We start from the raw sequence: 20436 nt of genomic DNA, 5'->3' as shown, positions 1-20436 counted from the left end.
TGTTCTCACCGTGGGAAGCAGAGCCCGTGAGCGCCGAACCGCCGCCGTCCGATCGTCCCACCGGCCCCCCGTCCGGCCCTCTGGCGGGCGGCACGGAGCCGCGTTCCGTACCGCCGCCGCCGGACCGGCCGAGCCAACCCGACCGGCCGAGCGGGCCGGATCGCCCGAGCGGGCCCGGCGGACCGGGCGGCGGGGGCGGACCGGGCGACGGCGGCGGGGGCGGCGGCCGGGCCTCGGAGCCGGGCGGCCGCGGGCCCTGGTGGCGCTCGGCGCCCAAGGTCGCGGCGATCGCCGCGGCCGTGGTCGTGGCCGTGGTGCTCGCGGTCGTGCTCACCCGTCCGGGCGGCGGTTCGGGCGCGCGGAGCGAGGTGTTCCTGCAGGCGGCGGGCGAGGCCGGGCCCGATCCGTACACCCCGTCGACGGCGAGCGACAGCGCCCCCACAGAACGCTCCGCCGAGCCGTCCTCGTACCCGACGGGCTCGCGGGTCACCCACGGGGTGTCGGGGTCGACGCCCGGTCTGTACGGCGGGACGCAGAACGTCGCCAGCTGTGATGTGGAGAAGCAGATCCGCTTCCTGACCGGCGATCCGGCGAAGAACAAGGCGTTCGCGTCCGTGCTGGGCATCGGCACCGACGCGGTGCCCGATCATCTGCGGTCCCTGACCCCGGTGCTGCTGCGGCTGGACACCCGGGTGACCAACCACGGCTACAAGGACGGCGCGGCCACCTCGTACCAGGCGGTGCTCCAGGCCGGGACCGCGGTGCTGGTGGACGACCGCGGAGTGCCCGAGGTGCGCTGCGCCTGCGGCAATCCGCTGCTTCCGCCCGAGAAGCTGGCGGGGGACGTGAAGACGATCGGCGCGGCCTGGCCGGGGTACGACCCGGCCGCGGCGGTGGTGGTGGAGCCCGCGAAGGAGAAGGTGAAGGAGTTCGTCCTCTTCGACCGGAAGAGCGACGACTGGATCGCGCGGCCCACGGGGCACACCGGGAAGACGGACAAGCCGACCGAGCCGCCGAAGCGGGATCCGCTCGCGCCCTGCACCTCGCCGACCGGGGCCGGGGTCACCTGCCCGCCGACCTCGCCGTCCGCGAAGCCGGGCGACTCCCCGTCGCCGGGGAAGTCCCCGTCGCCCGGGGAGCCCGAGACGCCCGGGGCCCCGACGCCCGACTCGCCGCCGCCCCCGCCGGAGGAGCCCCGGTCCCCGGAGGCTCCGGTGTCGCCGCCGCCGGAGGAGCCCGTGTCGCCGGAGCCTCCGCCGGCGGTGGACACACCGCCGCCGCCGACCGAGGCCCCGGCCTCACCGGGATACGGCACGGAGGGCACCCCGGCCGTACCGCCGCCGCCCGCCTCCCCGTAGTGCTGGAGCCCGGCGCTAGCCCAGTTCGAGCGAGGTGACCCCGAAGATCCGTTCGGTGCGCACCTCGGGGGCCGGTCCGGTGTACATCCGCAGGGTGGGGAACTGCGCCGTCAGCCCGCGGGCGAGGGCCAGTTCCCCGGCCGCCTTCTGGGTCTCGGGCATGTCGACGGCGACGCTCTCCCCGGGGGCCGGCACGGAGACGAGGCTGTCGAGCAGCGCCTCCGCGTCGTCGGCGGTGTCGGCGAAGAGCGGGCCGATCCGGTGGGCGTCCCGGCCGGGCCGGATCGCCCCGTAGCCGGTGACCCGCCCCTCGCGCAGCCGGACGTACGCGCTGTGGCCCGGGGCGGTGAGCCAGCGGGCGACGAAGGCGCGCCGGTCGGCGGGGAAGCAGTCGCGGTCGTAGGCGGCGATCGCGTCCAGGTGTTCGGCGGCGACGGGCACGATCCCGGGGGCCGGCGCTCCGTTCCGTTCGGGCCGGCCGGCGTAGCGGACGGTGCCGTACGACGGGAGGAAGCCGGAGCGGCGGTAGTTGTCCTGCTGGGCGGGGACGGCGTCCAGCCCGGTGAGCCGGTCCCCGGCGTGCGGGAAGGCGGCCCGCCAGGTGGCGAGGCCGAGGCCCCGGCCGCGGAGGTCGGGCCGGACCAGGTAGTAGCCGAGGAAGGCGTACCGGTCGGAGTAGACGACGACGGAGACGGCGGAGACGGTTTCGCCGCCGAGTCGGCCGATGAAGAAGCCGGCGGGGTCGGTGGGGTGGAAGCAGTCCACATCTCCGTGGCCCGGATTCCAGCCTTCCGCCGCGGCCCACTCGGCCACCTGGTGCCACTCCTGCGGCGAGGCGGCGGTCACGGTGAGTCCGTCCGCCTGCCGGGCGAGAGCGTCGTTCATGAGCGGTGATTCCCTTCTGTTCGGTACGGGCTGTCGCGGGGTCGTGTCGGTACGGCCGTACGGGCCGTCGCGGCGCGCGGGTCGCGCGGTGGCGACGCGGGGCGCGGCGGGCTCGCGTCAGACCAGGTCCATGGCGGCGACCTCGTCGGGGCTGCCGTAGCTGACCGGGCCCTGGAAGCGTCTGCGGGCGGTGGTGAACCACCAGGCGGTGGCGATGAGAAGGACCACGCCGAGCGCGATGGGCGCGTAGTTGAAGGTGGTGGGGGTGATCGGGGAGGCGTGGGGCAGCATGAACAGGACGCTGCTCAGCGCGATCCAGACCACGGCCGTCAGCGCGATGGGCTTGCCCCAGCGGCCGAGGTGCCAGGGGCCGGGCTCGAACTCGTCGCCCAGGCGCAGCCGCAGGAAGATGGGGACGCCGTAGGCGAGATAGAGGCCCACCACATTGACGCTCACAATGGCGGTGAACGCGGTGTGCGACCACCAGGCCGGAGTGATCAGCACGAAGGAACAGGCGGCGGCCAGCCATACCGCCTTGACGGGCGTGCGGGTGCGCGGTGACACCGAATGCCACAACCGTGAACCGGGCATCGCCCCGTCGCGCGCGAAGGCGAAGATCTGCCGGGTATTGCTGGTCATGTTGGCGAGTCCGCAGAACAGCATCGCGCCGATCACGATCAGCAGAAGCAGCTTGGCGGTGCCCGCGCCGAGGGCGTCAATGAGAATCTGCACAGGCGGCGCCGAAGCACTCGCTGTAGCCGAGTAATCGCGGATCGCGTACACCAGGGCGAGCATAAGGATCAGTCCGGTGACCGCGGAGCCGCCGATGGCCCGCATGATGCCCTTGGGGGTGTTGACGGTCGCCTTCACCGTCTCTTCCGACATGTGGAAACTTCCGTCGAACCCGGTGAAGGTCCAGCTGGTCACCAGGAGCCCGAGCATCGCCGCGTACACCGCGCTGCTGAAACCGGTGCTGTTCACGAAATGCGTGGCGAACGAGGGTGATTGATGGTGGCTGGGGATCAGGACGAGAGCGAGGACGATCACCGTCATTCCGATGAGCAGCCACCACACGGAGATGCGGTTGAGGGTGGCGACCAGCTGGACGGTGTAGGTGTTGGCGAGGGCCTGTAAGAGCAGGATCACCGTGATGATGATCACCGTGCTCTGCCCGGTCACCGTGTAGGAGGGCCACTGCATCACGACGAACGCCTGGATGAAGGTGGCGGCGGCGTAGCCGGTGGCGGCGGTGCCGCCGATCTGGCCCACGAAGTTGAGCCAGCCCGTGTACCAGGACCAGGCGCCGCGGTGGTGTTTGGCGAGCTTGCCCGCGGAGAAGTAGAGGGCTCCGCTCGTGGGGTAGGCCGAGGCTATTTCGCCCATGGCGGCGCCGACGAACAGCACCATGACGGAGACGCCGATCCAGCCGAAGATCAGAATGAGCGGTCCGCCCGCGCCCATTCCGAATCCGAAGGCGGAGAAGATACCGGAGATGATGTTGATGATCGTGAAGGAGATGGCGAAGTTGTCGAATCCCCGAAATCTCCGGGTGAGCTTTCTGGGGTAGCCCATCGCATGCAGCGTCGCATCGTCGTCGAGGGCCACCGAATCGTCGCCGCGACGGCGTTTCCTCTGCCCGGGGAGAGCTGTTCGCTCGGACACGGAAGCGTCCTTTCCATTCGTCTTGGGCGAGGCTTTCTGCGGGTTCTCAGTGACTGCTCGGCACAGGGAGCCCGCATGCGCGTCTCGCCTTGGTCAGTTGTTCGTCCGGAGCCCCGAAAACACTCCATGGCATACGCGCCGCATAGGGGCCCATGGCCAGAAGGACTTCGCGCGCCTCCAGTTCGCGCCGCCCCATGTAGAGGGCGTGCGCGAGATAGGACAGATCCAGCACCGGGGTGAATCGGTATTCCGGCAGCCGGGGAAACCAGTGGGTATAGCTTCCGGTGGCGGTCCCCACCCACTGCGGCTGCCGCCAGGTGCGGTAGGCGAGCAGCGAGGCGGGGTCGTACTCCTCGGCGAGGGCGACGAGCGGGAGCAGCCGCAGCGCGGAGGCGGCGGGGGCCCGGTGGCTGAGAAAGGTGGCGACGTCCCAGCGCGCGCTGGCCGTGCCGCCGTACCGGGTGAAGAAGAACGCGAGGAAGCGGTGGTGGGCCTCCCGGTTCCAGGGGTCGAGTCCGATCACGCGGGAGAGCAGCCGCCAGGGGCCCGGAGGCGCTGTGAGCAGCCCTCGGGGGGCGGGGTCGAGCGGCCGGCGGATACGGGCGAGGGCGAGTTGGGCCACCCATGGCGTGGGGTCCTCGGGGAGCATGCGGGCGGCCCGGTCGCAGGCCGCCCGGGCGATGTCCACGAGGGTGTCGGTGTGCGGGTCGTGGCCGTCGGCAGCGCGCAGCGCCCTCAGCATCGCGACCCGCGCCCACAGCAGGGCCGACTCGGGGCAGGGCTCCTCGCCGAGCCAGCGCTCGGCGAGATCGGAGTCGGCGGCCTCGGACGCGAGCACCAGGGAGCGGTGGGCGCGGACCTCGAAATCGCCGCGGGAGTCCCGGAGGACTTCCTTCGCGCTGAAGTGCCGACCGGCCTGGACGTCGATGCACGCGCGGGCCAGTCGGTGGTCGTCTGCCGCCGGATGCCAGACGTACTGCCCGTCGAACGAACCAGCAGGCACGATCCCCTCCCCCGTTCCCCCGGATGACACGACACCATCCGCGGGCATTCACGCCAGCCCGAATCAGGCCGGATCACTGTGGATCACCGACAGCGGGACCACACCCTACTCACGATCAAGTGAGAGAGAAAACACTCGTCCGAGTATCCACCGCGGGGGTTAATGCGGATCCCCGGGGGGAACTCGGCGGAAGTTGGCATATGCCGTGGCCACACCCGACTCCGCGTTTCCGGCGCCCCGCATCACGAAAGAATTACCTGGTTGAACCATCCACTACTCCGTTCCGGCGGTCGGCCGACAATCAGAATAGGAGTCGCCTCACCCGTTCGCATGGACATGCGAAACCTCCGGCCGACTCGCTCGTTGGGGGAGCATGATCAACGCACGACGCACCATGCTCATTTTCACGGCCTGCATCGCCGCCGCCCTCGCCGTCGGACTGGTTCCCGGGTCCGCCGGCGCGCAATTCGCCCCGGACACCATCACCATCGCTCCCCGGGGTCAGATCGCCAAGGACGGCACCATCACCCTCAGCGGCACCTACCGGTGCTCGTCACTGCGCTCCGGCCCGGTCCTCATCGGCTCCAACGCCTCCCAGGGCGACGCCCGGGCCGAGATCGACGGGGCCCTGGCGACCTGCGACGACCGGGTGCACACCTGGCGCGACACCACCGAGCCGGACAGCGGCCTCGCGCCCGGCGCGGCGCGCGGCCGCGCCGCGCTCATCCACCTCGACGCGTCGAACGGCTTCGTCCCGCTCCCCGTCATCCTCAACACCCACGAGCGGGAGGTCACGCTGCGCCGCTGAGCGCCGCGCCGCGCACGCGGGTGCGGGTGCGGGTGCGAGCGGGAACGACGGCGCGACCGCTCACGCCCGGTGCGCCGGGTCGTGCCGGGTCGTGCCGGGTCGTGCCGGGCGGAACATTCCCGCCCGGCCCCGGGGCCACGCCCTGCGGGACCTTCACACACCGCGCGCCGGTTCGCGTCTCGCGGGATCTTCACACCCGGCCCGGCGCGCGTCCGGCGAGACCTTCGTACCCGGCACCGGGCTCACACCGCGCAGGGCCTTCACACACCGCGTACCGCCCAAGCTCAGCGAGACGTGCGCAGCCGGCCCGGCACATGCCCGGCGGGGTGTTCACGCGCAGTTCCCGGAGCGCGCGTCCGGTGAGACGCTCACGCCCGGTGCCGGGCTCGCCCACCGCAGGGTCCTCGCGCACCGCGTACCGGGTCGCGTCTCGCGGGACCCTCACACCCGGCCCGGCACACGTCCGGCGACCCCGGCTCGCACCGGCGGCATGTTCACGCGCAGCACCCGGCGCGCGCGCCCGGTGAGACGCTCGCACCCTGGGGAGCCTTCACACACCGCACACCGGCTCGCCCCCGGCGGGGTGTTCACGCGCAGCACCCGGCGCGCGCGTCCGGTGAGACGCTCGCACCCTGGGGAGCCTTCACACAGCGCGCACCGGCTCGCCCCCGGCGGGGCATCCGCACCCGGCCCCGCGCGGGACGCGTCCGGCGGGGGCGGGCATCCCCGGCGGGTGTCCCCGAGCACGCCGCCGCTAGGCGCTCAGTCGCGGCGGGACGCCAGTAGGAGGGCGATGTCGTCGGGGCGGTCCGTGGCCTGGCGGGCCTCGCCGATCAGTCGGTCGGCGGTCTCGGCCAGCGGGCCGGAGCCGCATTCGGCGAGGGCGGCGCGCAGCCGTTCGACGCCGAGGTCGATATCGGCGCCCGGCCGCTCCACCAGGCCGTCGGTGTAGAGCGCGAGCACCGCGCCCGATTCCAGGCGCAGTTCGGTGACGGGGTAGGTCGCCGTCGGGTCGACGCCCAGCACCACACCGCCCTCCAGATCGAGCACCTCGGTCCGCCCCTCCGGGTGCCGCAGCAGGGGCTGGGGGTGGCCCGCCCGGACCGCCTGGGTGCGGCCCGTCCCGGGGTCGACCACCGCGTAGCAGCAGCTGGCGAACTGCCCGGGGTCGAGATCGATCAGCAAGCGGTTGGTCCCGCTCATCACCTCCTGCGGATCGTGGCCGGCCAGCGCGAAGGCCCGTACCGCGCTGCGCAGCTGCCCCATGGTGGCGGCGGCGGGCACGCCGTGTCCCTGGACGTCCCCGATCACCAGGGCCAGGCCCCGGCCCGTCTCGACCACGTCGTACCAGTCGCCGCCGACCTCCATGCCCTGGGTGCCGGGGAGATAGCGGCCGACCGTGGTCGCGTTCCTGAGGACGGGCAGCCGGTGCGGCAGCAGGGCGTCCTGGAGTCCGCGGGCGAGGGCGGCCTCGGAGTCGTAGCGCTGGGCCCGTTCCAGTGCCTGGGCGATCAGTCCGGCGAGCGCGGTGAGGACCGTGCGCTCCTCGTGGCTGAAGTCGCGCGGCTGGTCGAAGCCGAGGATGCAGGAGCCGACCGGGCGGCCGGAGGCGATCAGCGGCAGAAAGGCGCGGGCGCCCACATGGGCGTCCAGGGGGATGCCGGGGTAGGCGGCGGCCAGGCGCTGCATCGACTCGTAGAACAGGGGCCGGCCGGAGGTGAGGGTCTCGACGCCGGGGAGCCGGGCGTCGAGCGCGACTCCGTCGAAGCGGTCCAGGAATCCCTGCGGGAAGCCGGTCTCCCAGGCGAGGAAGAGATGCCGGTCGTGCAGCAGATAGATCGCGAGCTGTCCGCCGCCGAAGGCGGGCAGCAGTTCCTCGGTCACGACCGCGGACACCTGACGGGCGGTCACCGCCTCGGTCAGCGCGATGGCGAGGGCGACCGGACGGTAGAGCACCGAGACGCTGTCGTCCGCCGGGGCGGCGGGCTCGCCGGGGCCCTCGGCCCGCTCGGGAGCCGGCTCGCGGATCGCGCTCCCGTGCCCCTCGGCGGGCGGCTCCTCGGGCTGCCCGTCCGCCGGGACCATGACGACGGTGACTCCGTCGTGGCTCGGGTAGAGCGAGAAGGAGAGCCAGGCGTCCGGCGGGTGGCGGGCCACGAAGCGGACGGGGCTGTGGGAGATCAGAGCGGCCCGGAAGTGGTCCTCGTAGAGGGGCTTTCCGAGCCAGGGCAGCGCCTCCCAGAGCACCTGGCCCACCACATCCGGCCGCCCCCGCCGCAGAATCGTCTCGGCGCTCTGATTGAGATAGACGATCCTGCCGAGCCGGTCGAGGGAGAGAAATCCCCGCGGAATGCGGTCGTTGGCCTCGGTGGTGACCGGGCCCGAGCCCAGGTCCAGGACGAAGCCGCCCACCACGGAGCCGCGCTCCTCGCCGGGCCGGCCCGTCCCGCCGCCGGTCAGCTCCACCAGATAGGGGCGGCCGTCGGGCCCGCGGACCCGGATCCGGCGGGTCGCGGGCCGGGACCCGGCGGCGAGCCGGCGGGCGAGCGCCCACAGCCCGAGGACGTCCTCCTGGGCCAGCCCCTCGGTGAACGCCCCGACGGTGCCCGGGAACCGGCCCTCGGGGGTGTCGAGGATCGTGTGCATCCCCTCGTCCGCGCCGACCGCTCCGGTCGCCAGATCCCAGGTGAAGCGGCCGGTGCGGACCGGCGGCGCGGCGGTGGCGGGCGACTGGACGAACAGCGGCTCCGCGTCCCACCGCACATCGGCCCCCTGCTCGGCGAGCGCGCCGAGCGCCGTCCCGAGCCGACGGGCCGCGTTGTGCATCCGGTGGCGGTCGCCGCTCCCGACCGGGCGGCCCGGCGTGGCCCGCCGCAGCACCGCGAGGACCCCGTACTTCTCCGGCCCCGCGGCCACCGGGGCGTACAGCGAGCCGAACGGGAACGGCAGTCCGGCCATCAGCTGGGGAAAGCGGCGCATGGCCTCCTCGGCGTCGGCGAGATGGACGGCGCGCCCCAGCCGGAAGGCCTCGGCGATCGGGAACGGACGGTTCACATGCATCCGCCACCAGGGGTGGAAGAGCTTGCCGGGCAGCCCGGAGAGCGCGGCCAGTCTGAGCAGTCCGTCGGTGCGGGAGCGCAGATAGATCCCGCCCGCGAATCCGCCGACCGCCTCGACCGTGCTCACCACGGACTGCGCGAGCACCAGTGCCAGCTCGTCCGGCGCCCGCCCGTCGCTCGATGGCGTCCGGGACGCCGCCCCGTGGTTCTCCGGCTCGTCCGGCGGGGTGCGCCCGGCCGCGCCGCGCCAGGTCACACAGTCAGCATGCTCCCCCGCCGCCGCCGCGCGCATCTTCGTCGCGGGGCGGGCCGGGCGCGAAGGCCGCTCGCGGAAGCCGCGCCGCCGGGCCCGGCGGCGCTCAGAACCCGAGCGCGGTCAGGCCGGGGTGGTCTTCGGGGCGGCGGCCGAGGGGCCAGCGGCAGCGGCGCTCGGACTCCTTGAGGGGAACGTCGTTGATGGAGGCGTGGCGGGTGCGCATCAGCCCGTTCCGGTCGAACTCCCAGTTCTCGTTGCCGAACGAGCGGTACCAATGGCCCGAGTCGTCGCGCCACTCGTAGGCGAAGCGCACCGCGATGCGGTCGCCGCCGTGGGCCCAGACTTCCTTGATCAGCCGGTAGTCGAGTTCGCGCGCCCACTTGCGGGTGAGGAAGGCCGTGATCTCGTCGCGTCCGGTGACCCACTCGGCGCGGTTGCGCCAGCGGGAGTCCTCCGTATAGGCGAGGGCGACCTTCCCCGGGGTGCGGCTGTTCCAGGCGTCCTCGGCGAGCCGGACCTTCTCGATCGCCGTCTCACGGGTGAAGGGGGGCACGAGGGGCTTCACGGACATGGCTGTCTCCTTGACGCGGGCCGTTGACGCGAACCGTGGAGAACGCTCGTTCTCCACGGCGCGAGCGTAGGGAGAACGATGGTTCTCGCGCAACCCGAATCACGATCCGAATCACGATCCGAATCGCGACCCGGACGCCGGTCCGTGGCCCGACCCCGGCCCCGGCCCCGGAGCATGTCCCGGAGCACCTCCCGGACCGGCCGGAGCCTCGGCCCGGAGCACGCCCCGGACCGGCGGCGGGCGCGCCCCCCGGCGGACGCCCGGCTCCCAGGCGGTCCACCGGACCGTCCGCCATCCGAGACGGCGGGCCCCGGCGGGCGCGACCGGCCCCTTTTCTCCCGCGCTCCTGGGCTATCTTGAGCGGCAGCGGGACGAGAAGGAGTGACACCGGTGCCATCAGATCAGCAGGCACGCGCCCAGGCGTCTGCGATCACGCCGGGACGGCTGTCTCCCGACGCGGAGCCCGCCCCCACCGACAGGGTCCTCGCCCTCTTCGGCGGCCACCGGCTCTCGCCGGGGCAGCGGCGCATCGCGCAGTACATCACCGACCACCTCACCGAGGCCGCCTTCCTGTCGATCACCGACCTCGCCGAACGGGTCGGGGTCAGCCAGCCGTCGGTGACGCGCTTCGCCGCCTCCGTCGGATTCAGCGGCTATCCCGCGCTGCGGGAGGCCCTCCAGCCGATCGCGCTCTCCGCCGTCGCCCCCTCGCCCGGCGCGGGCGGGCAGGCCCGCCGCAATGAACTCCAGGCCGCGATCGACGCCGAGATCGAGAATCTGGAGAATCTGCGCCGGGTGTTCGCCGACACCGGCCATGTGCTCGACATCGGGGGCGAGTTGGCCCGCTCGGTGCCGCTGACCGTCCTCGGGCTGCGGATCTCCGCCTCGCTCGCCGAGTACTTCGCCTACGCCGCGCGCCGGATCCACCCCGACGTACGCGCCGTGACCCGCGGCGGGAGCGTCGCCTACGACGCGCTGCTCCAGTCACGGGAGGCCGGCGGGACCTGGGTGCTGGCGTTCGCGATGCCCCGGCACGCCCATGAGACCCTCGCGGCGATGCGCACCGCGCGCGGCTCGGGGCTGAAGGTCGCCCTGGTCACGGATCCGACCCTCGGCCCGCTGCCGGACGAGGCCGACGCGGTGCTGACCGCGGGCACCGGGTCGCGGCTGGTCTTCGACTCGTACGCGGCGCCCGGGGTGCTGTCGGCCGCCCTGCTCCAGGCCATGGCCGACGCCGACCCGCAGCGCACCCAGGCCCGGCTGGAAGGCTACGAACACGCCGCCGAGCACCACAACTTCTTCCTCGCCGAATAGCCCTCCGGCCGTCACGCCCCGCCGGGAACGGCGACCAGCCGCAGCCCGCCCGCGCGCCCGAGGCGCTCCACCTCGACCTCGACGACCGCCGCGCCGAGCCGGAGCGTGAAACCTCGATCAGATCCTTCAGCCGCTCCTCGGCCCGCTCCACAAGGACGGCGCGCCAGGCGCCCGCGCCGCGAACGGCCGTCACCCGGACCGGGATCCGCGCCGAGCAGGTGGACGCATCGGCCCACCACTCCGACTCCGCCCGGCACTCGCGCTCGCCCGTTCCCCGAGCGCACGCGGCGGGTCTCCCCGCGCCGGGCGGTGAGCCGGGCGATCCCGTCGCGCATCCGGCGCTGCGGTCGCGACGCCCGAGCCGGCACGGCCGCGACCATCACCGCGTGGTGACCCGACCGGAGCCGCGCACCGCCCGCCGTCGGACACGCCCCCGGCCCGGGAAGCCCCGCGCACCCCGGCCCGCCCCAGGCCCGCTCCGAAGGCCCGTCACCAGGCCCGGACAAGGGGCCGGGAATGCATGAAATTTTTCATACCCTTGCGTACTCGACGGTATATATATTTACTGCTCTGGTACCGCCGGATTCCCCGGACCCCCGGCCGGCTCACGCCTCCAGGAAAGTCGGCAGCGCGCGACCATGCACTCACCCCTCCGCCCCGCCGCCTTACGCGGCAGCGGCCGCGACGAGCGGCCGGGTCCGCCCGTGCCGCCGGCGGGCGGCAGGCCCTCGCGGGCCGGATAGACCGGAGTCCGGGGAAGGACGCCTCTCCTCCTCGCGTCACCCTCCACGGTGCTCCGCCCCGGGCAGCTCCGACCCTGCGGACTGCCCCTCGGCGGCCTCGGTCTACCCCTGGACCGGGGCCGCCATAATCGTCCGCCGACGAAGGGCCGTTCAGCCGGCCTCGGGCGCGTCGCCCTTCAGCTGCGCGGCAAGAGCGGCGGCCAGCGCGGCCACGGCCTCCTCGATGTACGCATCGGCGGCCGACTTGTCGACACCGGCGTCGGTGAGCACTCCCGCGCCGTCCTCCTGTTCCAGCAGGGCGAGCAGAAGGTGCTCGGTGCCGATGTAGTTGTGCCCCAGCCGCAGCGCCTGACGGTAGGTCAGCTCCAGCGCCTTGCGGGCGCCCGCGTCGTACGGAATCAGCTCCGGCGGCTCGCCGGCCGCCGGGGGCAGCGCGGCGGTGGCCGCCTGGCGGACGGAGTCCAGCAGGACGCCCTGCGCGACGATCGCGCGGGCCGCGAGCGCCTCGCGCTCGGTCAGCAGGCCGAGCGTGAGATGGACGGGGGTGATCCGCTCATTGCGCGCGGCGTGGGCCTCGTTGTTGGCGGCCACGATCACATTCTTGGCGCGGGGGGTGAAGCGGCTGAAGCCCTGGCTCGGGTCGAGGTCCTGGGCCTCCCCGCCGTCCTTCGACACGAAGCGCTTCTGGGCGGCCTGCCGGGTGACGCCCATGCTCTTGCCGATGTCCGTCCAGGACGCGCCCGAGCGCCGCGCCTGATCGACGAAGTGGCCGATCACATGGTCCGCCACCTCGCCGAGGTGATCGGCCGCCACCACCGCTCCGGAGAGCTGGTCGAGAGCGCCGGAGTGGGCCTTCTTGATGGCCTCGATCAGATCGTCGAGGCGGATCGGATTGGTCATCTGCACCGGATTCTCCATGCGTCAACCATAGGTTGACACCCCTGGAGTGTCAACCGTGGGTTGACAGAGGGCGGGAAGTGGACCGGGCGCGGAAAACCCCGCCTCCGAGCTCTGCAAGGTTTCCGCAAGGGCGGGTCAAGCCTTCCGTCCGAACCGCCGGGCATGCCCCTGCCATCAGGAACTCCGACGAGCCCACAGGGGAGACAACGGGGGAACGCCATGTCGGCGTTGAGCACGACCGAGGCACCGCAGCCCGCCGATGGACGGCAGTGGCTGACGCTGGTCGGGAGCAAGCGAGTCCTGGCCGTGGTGCACACCGTCACCTACACCAAACGACTGCTCGACCTACTCGCTCTGCTGGAGGCCGACTTCCGGCTCCAGGTGGTCTTCTCCGCGCCGCCGCACGCCTTCGGCGACGAGGTGCCGCGCTTCCTGGCCCGCCTCGGCAGCGCCGTGGTGCCCTGGGAGGAGGCCGTGCGGATGACCTTCGATCTCGCGCTGGCGGCGGGCCCGCGCGGAGTGGAGCGGCTGCGGGCGCCGCTGATCACCGTCCCGCACGGGGCCGGCTATCTGAAACGGATCACCGGAACGATCGGCGCGGGGGTGGCGGGCCTGCGCCGGCAGGATCTCGCCCCCGGCGGGCGGCTGCCCGCCGCCGTCGTCGTCCCGCACCACGCCGAAGTGGCCGAGCTGGGCCGCAACTGCCCGGAGGCCCTCCCCCTGGTGCGGGTGGTCGGCGACCCGGTGCACGATCGGATCGCGGCCAGCCTGCCGCTGCGTGCCGCGTACCGCGAGGCGCTCGGCGTCGCGGACGGCCAGAAGCTCGTGGTGGCCGCGTCCACCTGGGGCCCCCGGTCGTCGTTCGGCCGGTTCGAGACGCTGCTGCCGCGCCTGGTACGGGAGTTGCCGGGCGAGGAGTTCCGTACGGCGGTGCTCGTCCATCCCAATGTGTGGTCGGGCCACGGGGCCTGGCAGGTGCGGGCGTGGCTGGCGCGGTGCAGCGAGCGGGGAGCCGTCCTCGTACCGCCGGAGGCGGACTGGCGCAGTGTGCTGATCGCGGCGGACTGGATCATCGGCGACCACGGTTCGGTCACCCTGTACGGGACGCTCACGGGCGCGCCGCTCCTGCTGGCGGCCTCCCCGGAGCAGGAGATCAATCCCGACTCCCCCGCCGCCGCGCTCGCGGTGACGGCCCCCGCGCTCTCCGCCGTTCACCCGCTCCCCGATCAACTGGCCTACGCGGCGCGGGAGTACCGGGCGGAGGAGTACGCGGAGATCAGCGCGCGCATCACCTCGGAGCCGGGTCGCTTCAACCGGAACATGCGGCGGCTGATGTACCAGGTGCTGGGCCTGGGGCAGCCCGCCCACGAGCCGGTGACCGTGCCGCTGCCCCGGCCGCCGTCGCTGGACTCATGGGCCCCGGGCCGTTGGGGGGCGTCGGCATGAGACGGCTGGTCACGGTCGGTCTGAGCCTGGTGGGCCCGCGCTCCCCGGGCCCGCCGGGGCCGGGTTACGTCCTCGACGCCCGGGCCTTCGGGGAGTCCTGGCGGTACGCGGTCGCGGTGCCGGACGGCGGCCGGGAGGGGCCGCCGTCCGGCGGGGTCTTCGCCGTGGACGAGCATCTGGCGGTGGACGCCGACCGGTGCCGGGACCGGTGGACCCTGGAGTGCGCGGACGTCCTGCACGGGAGCCGCCCGCGCCCGGCCCATGAGGCGCTGCCGCTGCTGGCGCGGATCCTCGCCGGGCATCCGGGCTGCCGGCTGGCCGCGCTGCCGCTGACGGGCGGCGGCTGGGCGGCGGCGGGCGGGGCCGTGCCGGGGGCCTTCCTCGTCCCCTGCGCGGCGGCTCCGGACCGTTCGCTGCTGCCGTCGTGTCTGCACGCCTGGCTGGCGGCGGGGCACGGGCTAGGCGAACTGGTCCCGCGATCTCAGCCGGCGGTCTCCCGCAGCCGCTGAGCGTCGGCGGGACTGGTGGTCTCGTACCGGGCCAGCGCGCGGGCCCGGTACTCCCGCGCGGCCGACTCGTCACCGCCGTCGAGGGCGCTCTCGCCGAGCATCTCCAGGGTGCGGGCCTGCCAGTGGACGGCCCCCGAGGCGGTGAACACCGAGAGCGCCTGCTCCAGTTGGGCCGTGCCCGAGGCGCGCTCGCCCGCGCGGGACCGGGCCCGGCCCAGGAAGGCCAGGGCGCGGGCCTCGTCGTGCGGGGCGCTCACGGCCACCATCGTCGCGCGGGCCCGCCCGAAGAACGCGGCCGCCCGTTCCGGATCGTCCTCGGTGAGCGCGATCTCGCCGAGGACGATCCGGGCGAGCGCGGCCCCTCGCGGATAGCCGCACTTCTCCCACACGGCGATGGCCCGTTCCAGATACGGCCGGGCCCGGTCCATGCGCCCGGCCTCGCGGTGACACGCGCCGAGGCCGAGCAGCGCCTGACCCTCGTCCCGTTCGTCGCCCGCGTCCCGCGCCGCGCGCCGGGACGCCTCGTACCACTCCACGGCGGTGTCGAGCCGGCCCGCCGCGCTGAGGCCGATGGCCCCGGAGTTGAGCATCTGCCGCTCGGCCCGGGCGTTGCCGTCGCCGCGCGCCGCAGCCACCCCGATCTCATGGGCCTCGATCCACAGACCGTAGTGCCGCAGCCGCAGGAACAACGGCCACATGGCGTCGACCAGCTGCCAGCAGATCGCGAGCCAGCCCCGGTCGGCGGCGGCCCGGACGGCGGACATCAGACGCGGCCTCTCCTCGTCCAGCCAGCCGAGCGCGCCCAGGTCGTCGGTGAAGGGCAGGGGCAGTCCCGGGGACGGGTGGAGCGGGGTCCGCTCCAGGACGAACTGGGCCGGGGTGAGCCGTATCTGGGCCGCCGTCGCCGTCTCCAGATACCACTCGCACACCCGGCGCAGCGCGTCCTCGCGGGTCTGTTCGCCGTCGTCGGCGAGGGCGCGGGCCTCGGCGTGCACCCGTACAAGGTCGTGGAAGCGGCAGCGGTCCGGGCCGATGTCCTCCACCAGATTGGCCTCGACCAGCTCGTCGAGGCCGCGTTCCGCCCAGGGCAGGGTCTCGGCGCAGGCGGCCGCCGCAGCACGGGAGCCGAAGGCGCGCAGAGGGAGCGCGCCGAGCGTCCGGTAGAGCCGCGCGGCCTCCTCGCTCAGCACGGCGTAGGACGCGTCCAGGGCCTTGGCCACGGTCGCCTCTCCCTCCACTTCGAGTGCGGTCAGCCGGGCTGCGTCGGGGGTGAGGGCGTCGGCCAGCGCCTGGACCGGCTGCCGGGGCCGGGCTGCGAGGCGGGCGGCGGCCAGACAGACGGCGAGCGGCAGTCCGGCGCAGAGCGTCGCGATCCGGTGGGCGGCGGCGGGTTCGCGCGCGACCCGGTCCGCACCGATGCCGCGCCGGAGGAGTTCGACGGCGTCGGCGGTGCCGAGGGCTTCGAGACGGTGGAAGTCCGCGCCGTCCATCCGGAGTCCGGAGAGCATCCGGCGGCTGGTCACGGCCACGAGGGCGTCCGGGCCGCCGGGGAGGAGCGGTCGGATCTGGGCGGCGGTGAAGGCGTTGTCCAGCAGCACCGCGATCCGGCGGCCCGCGGTGGCGGAGCGCCACAGCGCGGCCTGCTCCCCCGGGTCCGCGGGGATCGCCCCCGCGCCCAGGGCCCGCAGGAACTGGCCGAGCACCTCGCCCTGCGTGGCCCGCTCCGCGCCGTCCGCCGAGGAGTGCCCGCGCAGATCGGCGTAGAGCTGCCCGTCGGGGAACTCCTCGGCGAGGGTCCTCAACCACCGTGCGACGAGGGTGGTCTTGCCGACCCCGGCCGGACCGTTGACCACGATCAGGGGCTGCCCGGCGGCCCGCAGCCCGTCCAGGGCCGCGAGGTCGGCGTCCCGGCTGACGATGTGCGGGGGTACGGGCGGGAGCTGGCGCGGCACGGGGGCGCGGGCGGCGGCGGTGTGCACATGGATGCCGCCGTGGATCTCCCGCGCCTGGATGGCGGGGCCGTGGATGTGGGCCGCCCCGGCGATGGAGTTGGCCGTGCCCGAGGCCGCCTCCGAGGCGGCCTCCGAGGCCGTGCCCGGGATCACGTCCGGGACCGCCGCCGGGGCCGTCCCGTCTCCCGGGCCAGGAGCAGGCCCCGGGCCCCGGCCCTGCTCGTGGTGTGGGACCGGGGCGGGGGCCCGCCGCGGATCCGCGCGGGCCGGCGGTCCGGCGGCCGGTACGCCGCGCTCCTCGCGGGAGTCCTCGTCGGACTCCGCTTCAGGGGCGGGCGGCGCGACCGGAGCCGGGGGCGGAACCGGAGCCGGGTCCGGGGCCGGTGAGCGGTCCGGGGTCGGTGAGCGGTCCGGGGCCGGTGAGCGGTCCGGGGCCGGCGCGCGGTCCCGAGCGGAGGCCGGGTCCGGAGCGGACGGCGTCTCACGGGTCGGAGCCGGGTCCGGGACGGGCCGGGCGTGCGGCGTGTCCGGGCCGGTCCGGTCCCCGTCCGAGTCTCGCGCCGCCATCCACACGCCCCCTCACCGCCGGCTGCCCCCCAGCCGGGTCACCCCGGTCCTACCCCGCCCGCCCCCAAACGATGTGCTGAGCGTAATTCAGCCAGTCTGGAACGGCGTCTGGCGACCCTTACCGCTCTATGCCATGCTCACAAAACTTGAGCGTGAACATCCGGATGAATCAGGACGAACCAGCGGGGGGCGCTGGTGGAAATCCTTCTCCTGGGGCCAGTGGGACTCCAGGTCGACGGGGTGAGCGAGAGCCCGGGCGGGCAGCACGGACGGCTGGAGCTGGGGTCGGACAAGGAGCGCGTCCTACTGGCCGCGCTCGCGCTGGACGCGGGACGGCCCGTGCCCATCGACACCCTCATGGCCCGGCTCTGGGACGACGAACCGCCCCGGCAGGCCCGGGAGAGCGTCCACTCCTACGTCTCCCGGCTCCGCCGGCGGCTGCGTCTCGCCTGCGCCGCGGCCCCGGACGCGCCCCGGATCACCAGCCGGTCCCACACGTACGTCCTGGAGACCGACCCGGCCGTCGTCGACTGGCACCGCTTCCGGCGGCTGGTGGACTCCTCGCCGCCCGAGGGCGACGACCTGCGGGCCGCCGCGCTGGCCCGCGCCGAGGAGCTGTGGCGGGGCGAGGCGCTCGCCGGACTCCCCGGCGAGTGGGCCCGGACCGTACGCCGGACCCTGGCCGAGAAGCGGGACGACGCGACCGCCGCGCGGATCTCCGCCCGGCTGCGCCTGGGGCATTTCGCCGAGACGGTCGGCGAGCTGTCCGCGCTGGTCGAGCGGCGGCCCGGGGACGAGGCCCTGTTGGGCCAGCTGATGCTGGCGTACTACGGCAGCGGCAGATTCACCGAGGCGCTGAGGGTCCATCAGCGGGCCCGGGAGCTGCTCAGGGCGGATTACGGCGCGCTGCCGGGAGCGGAGCTGAACCGGATCCACCGGGGCGTGCTGGAGCGGGTGGATCCCGCCGATCTGGTGCGCAGGGCCTCCGCCCCGGTCTCGGCGGACGAACCGCCTCCGCGCCGCTCCGGGCTCCCCGCCGCGCCCGCCGCACCGGAGGCCGCCCTTCCGCCGCGCGGTCTCCCCCACCAGCCGCCGCTGGTGGGCCGGCGCGAGGAGTCGCGGAAGTTGAGCGCGGCGATCGAGGGAGAGGGTCCGGTCGTCTCCGTCGTGGCGATATCCGGAATGGCGGGCGCGGGCAAGTCCGCGCTGGCGGTCCACACCGCCCGGCAGCTCGCCCGGCGCTTCCCCGACGGACAGCTCCATGTGAATCTGCGGGCCCACTCCCCCACCCAGGAGCCGCTGACCCCGGGGGCGGCGCTGGCGACGCTGCTGCGGCTGCTCGGCGCGCCCGCCGCGCACATCCCGCTGGAGCCGGAGGCGCGCAGCGCGCTGTGGCGGACGATGCTGGCGGAGCGCCGGGCGGTGATCGTGCTGGACGACGCGGCCGGGGCCGATCAGATCCGCCCGCTGCTGACCGGCGATTCGCCGTCGCTCACCATCATCACCAGCAGGCGCCAGCTGAGCGGGGTGCCGGGCGCGCTGGCGCTGCCCCTCGACGTGCTGCCGGAGGACGACGCCGTGACGCTCTTCCGGAGCTTCGCGGGGGAGGAACGCACGGGCGACCTGACGGAGACTGCCCGCATTGTCAGACTCTGCGGCTTCCTCCCGCTGGCCATCGAACTCATCGCCCACCGCTTCCGGGTCCGTACGTCCTGGACGCTGGCGACCCTCGGCGAGCGGCTGGCCCGCACCCCGGGCCGGCTGGCGGAGATTCGGGACACCGACCATGAGATGACCCGGGCGTTCGATCTTTCGTACCGGACTCTCACCGAGGCCCAGCGCCGGGCCTTCCGCCGGCTCGGACTGCACCCGGGACAGGACTTCTCGGCCGATGCGGCAGCCGCGCTCCTGGGGTTGCCGCCGGGCGAAACGGAACGATTACTGGAAGCGCTGTGCGCCTTCCACTTACTGCGGGAAACGGCCCAGGACCGTTATCGGGCGCATGATCTGATCCAGGAATACGCGCATGCACTGGCCATCTCCGAAGATCCCGAGGAGGAGCGGTCCAGCGCACTGGGACGGCTCACGGATTACTATCTCCGGACAGCTCGGGGCGCTGATCATCTCACATATCCGCGCCGCCTCCGGGTGCGATCCTCATCCGGCCCGGACGTCGCGGCGAACCGCTGGAGCGGTCCGGACGAGGCAAAAGCCTGGCTGACCGCCGAACGGGCCAACATCCTGGCCGCCGAACGCCATGCGCACTCCGGCGCCCATCGGGAAGCCGCGGCACAACTCGCCTATGCCGTCGCCGGATTACTCGATTCCGAGTGCCACTGGCAGGACGCCGAATCCGTGCTGCGGCGCGCCGCGGACCACTGGGCCTCGACCGGCGACGAGCCGCGGCTCTGCCACGCCCTGATCCTGCTGGGGGCCGTCCAGGCGAACGTGGGCCGCTACCCCGAGGCGATGGCCAACGGCGAGCGGGGGCTCGCGATCGCCCGCAGGACGGGGGACACGGAGGCGGAGGCCGAGGCGCTGCGGACGCTGGGGATGCTCAATCTGCACCTCGGGGAGAACCGGGCGGCGCTCGTTCTGCTCCAGAAGTCCTTCGCCATCAAGGCGGTCATCGGCGATATGTGGGACAAAGCGCGAGGTCATAACAATCTGGCGATCGTGCTGCCGTTCCTCGGCGAACACGAAAGGGCGCTCGAACACTATCGCAAGGCATTGCAGGGTTTCCGGGACGCTTTCGACACTCTTTCCGTCGCCAAGACCCTGAGCAATATGGGAACGCTTTTCCGCCGCACCCATGAGAAGGATTCCGCGCTCCGCTGCTTCGAAGAGTCGCTTCTCATCATGGAGACCGCCGGAAATCGCTGGGACCGCGCCACCGTGCGCGGGAATCTCGCGGACACCCTGACCGACACCGGTGATTGGGCGGCGGCTCTCCCGCTTTATCAGGAGACGCTGCACGAGTTCCGTTCCTTGGGCGACCAGAAGAGCATGGCCGACACACTCATCGGCATCGGCGAGGTCCACCGGAACTCCGGAGCCGGCGCGGAGGCGGTCGCACACCTCCTGGAGGCGCTCTCCATCGCCCGCTCGATCGGGGCGGCCCACCAGGAGATTCAGGCGCTCCGCCGCCTGGGCCGGGCGGAGTTCGCGCTCGGCCGCGCTGACGCCGCGGTCAGCAGTCTGCGGGCCGCGGTCGCCCTCGCCTCGCAGACCGACGACGTCGACGAGGCCATCAAGGCCCGCAGCGCGCTCGCCGAGGTCCTGCTCGCCATGAAATCCGAACGCGGGCACGGGACCGGGCAAAGCTGAGCGTTGTACGGTTGAAGTCTCATCTGTCATGGTGGACTCAATGGTCTATTCCAAAGTGACAGACTGAACTCCCTCT

General features: G+C 73.5%; 13 protein-coding genes. 6 read left to right on the top strand and 7 right to left on the bottom strand.

The window, feature by feature from the left end; all coding sequences use genetic code 11:
- The first annotated feature begins 26 nt into the window (after positions 1–26).
- Positions 27–1358 carry a DUF6777 domain-containing protein gene (locus tag ACF089_RS33825; RefSeq protein WP_392035340.1) on the top strand — a complete coding sequence of 444 codons (1332 nt, stop codon included), beginning with the start codon at positions 27–29 and terminating at the stop codon, positions 1356–1358.
- Positions 1359–1373: 15 nt separating this feature from the next.
- On the opposite strand, the gene ACF089_RS33820 is transcribed toward ACF089_RS33825, so the two are convergent.
- The 3 genes from ACF089_RS33820 to ACF089_RS33810 all read right to left on the bottom strand — a co-directional run bounded on the left by ACF089_RS33820 (position 1374) and on the right by ACF089_RS33810 (position 4908).
- Positions 1374–2243, bottom strand: coding sequence for a GNAT family N-acetyltransferase (locus ACF089_RS33820; protein WP_392035337.1), 870 nt, complete (start codon positions 2241–2243; stop codon positions 1374–1376).
- A gap of 117 nt (positions 2244–2360) precedes the next feature.
- Positions 2361–3815, bottom strand: a complete 1455-nt coding sequence (locus ACF089_RS33815) for an amino acid permease (RefSeq protein WP_392035435.1) — start codon at positions 3813–3815, stop codon at positions 2361–2363.
- Between the two features lie 136 nt (positions 3816–3951).
- Positions 3952–4908 (bottom strand): hypothetical protein, encoded by a 957-nt coding sequence (locus tag ACF089_RS33810; RefSeq protein WP_392035334.1) that lies wholly within the window; start codon positions 4906–4908, stop codon positions 3952–3954.
- Between the two features lie 373 nt (positions 4909–5281).
- Here ACF089_RS33810 and ACF089_RS33805 point away from each other — a divergent pair, with 373 nt between their 5' ends.
- Entirely contained in the window at positions 5282–5716 is a 435-nt protein-coding gene (locus ACF089_RS33805; RefSeq protein WP_392035332.1) for a DUF6299 family protein, read from the top strand.
- A 762-nt stretch (positions 5717–6478) separates the two neighbouring features.
- On the opposite strand, the gene ACF089_RS33800 is transcribed toward ACF089_RS33805, so the two are convergent.
- Both ACF089_RS33800 and ACF089_RS33795 read right to left on the bottom strand, forming a co-directional pair.
- Positions 6479–9067 (bottom strand): SpoIIE family protein phosphatase, encoded by a 2589-nt coding sequence (locus tag ACF089_RS33800; RefSeq protein WP_392035329.1) that lies wholly within the window; start codon positions 9065–9067, stop codon positions 6479–6481.
- A gap of 67 nt (positions 9068–9134) precedes the next feature.
- Positions 9135–9602 carry a DUF1348 family protein gene (locus tag ACF089_RS33795; RefSeq protein ID WP_392035326.1) on the bottom strand — a complete coding sequence of 156 codons (468 nt, stop codon included), beginning with the start codon at positions 9600–9602 and terminating at the stop codon, positions 9135–9137.
- Positions 9603–9992: 390 nt separating this feature from the next.
- Between ACF089_RS33795 and ACF089_RS33790 the strand changes: the two genes are divergently transcribed.
- Entirely contained in the window at positions 9993–10916 is a 924-nt protein-coding gene (locus tag ACF089_RS33790; protein ID WP_392035324.1) for a MurR/RpiR family transcriptional regulator, read from the top strand.
- 893 nt (positions 10917–11809) lie between these two features.
- Here ACF089_RS33790 and ACF089_RS33785 read toward each other — a convergent pair.
- The gene (locus ACF089_RS33785; protein WP_392035321.1) at positions 11810–12577 is read right to left on the bottom strand and encodes a Clp protease N-terminal domain-containing protein; all 768 of its coding nucleotides are present in this window, start codon (positions 12575–12577) and stop codon (positions 11810–11812) included.
- Between the two features lie 201 nt (positions 12578–12778).
- Between ACF089_RS33785 and ACF089_RS33780 the strand changes: the two genes are divergently transcribed.
- Positions 12779–14005 carry a hypothetical protein gene (locus ACF089_RS33780; RefSeq protein ID WP_392035318.1) on the top strand — a complete coding sequence of 409 codons (1227 nt, stop codon included), beginning with the start codon at positions 12779–12781 and terminating at the stop codon, positions 14003–14005.
- Positions 14002–14514, top strand: coding sequence for a hypothetical protein (locus ACF089_RS33775; protein ID WP_392035315.1), 513 nt, complete (start codon positions 14002–14004; stop codon positions 14512–14514). Before ACF089_RS33780 ends, ACF089_RS33775 begins: the two co-directional genes overlap by 4 nt.
- On the opposite strand, the gene ACF089_RS33770 is transcribed toward ACF089_RS33775, so the two are convergent.
- Positions 14487–16619, bottom strand: a complete 2133-nt coding sequence (locus tag ACF089_RS33770) for a tetratricopeptide repeat protein (RefSeq protein WP_392035312.1) — start codon at positions 16617–16619, stop codon at positions 14487–14489. The two genes, ACF089_RS33775 and ACF089_RS33770, sit on opposite strands and share 28 nt — an antisense overlap.
- 633 nt (positions 16620–17252) lie before the next feature.
- Here ACF089_RS33770 and ACF089_RS33765 point away from each other — a divergent pair.
- A complete protein-coding gene (locus tag ACF089_RS33765; protein WP_392035309.1) occupies positions 17253–20360 on the top strand; it encodes a tetratricopeptide repeat protein in 3108 nt (1035 codons plus the stop codon).
- Positions 20361–20436 lie beyond the last annotated feature (76 nt).

The sequence above is a fragment of the Streptomyces sp. NPDC014894 genome, assembly GCF_043080985.1.
Classification (GTDB): domain Bacteria; phylum Actinomycetota; class Actinomycetes; order Streptomycetales; family Streptomycetaceae; genus Streptomyces.
Note: the sequence above shows the minus strand (reverse complement) of the source record. Positions and strands in the feature narration are given on the sequence as shown.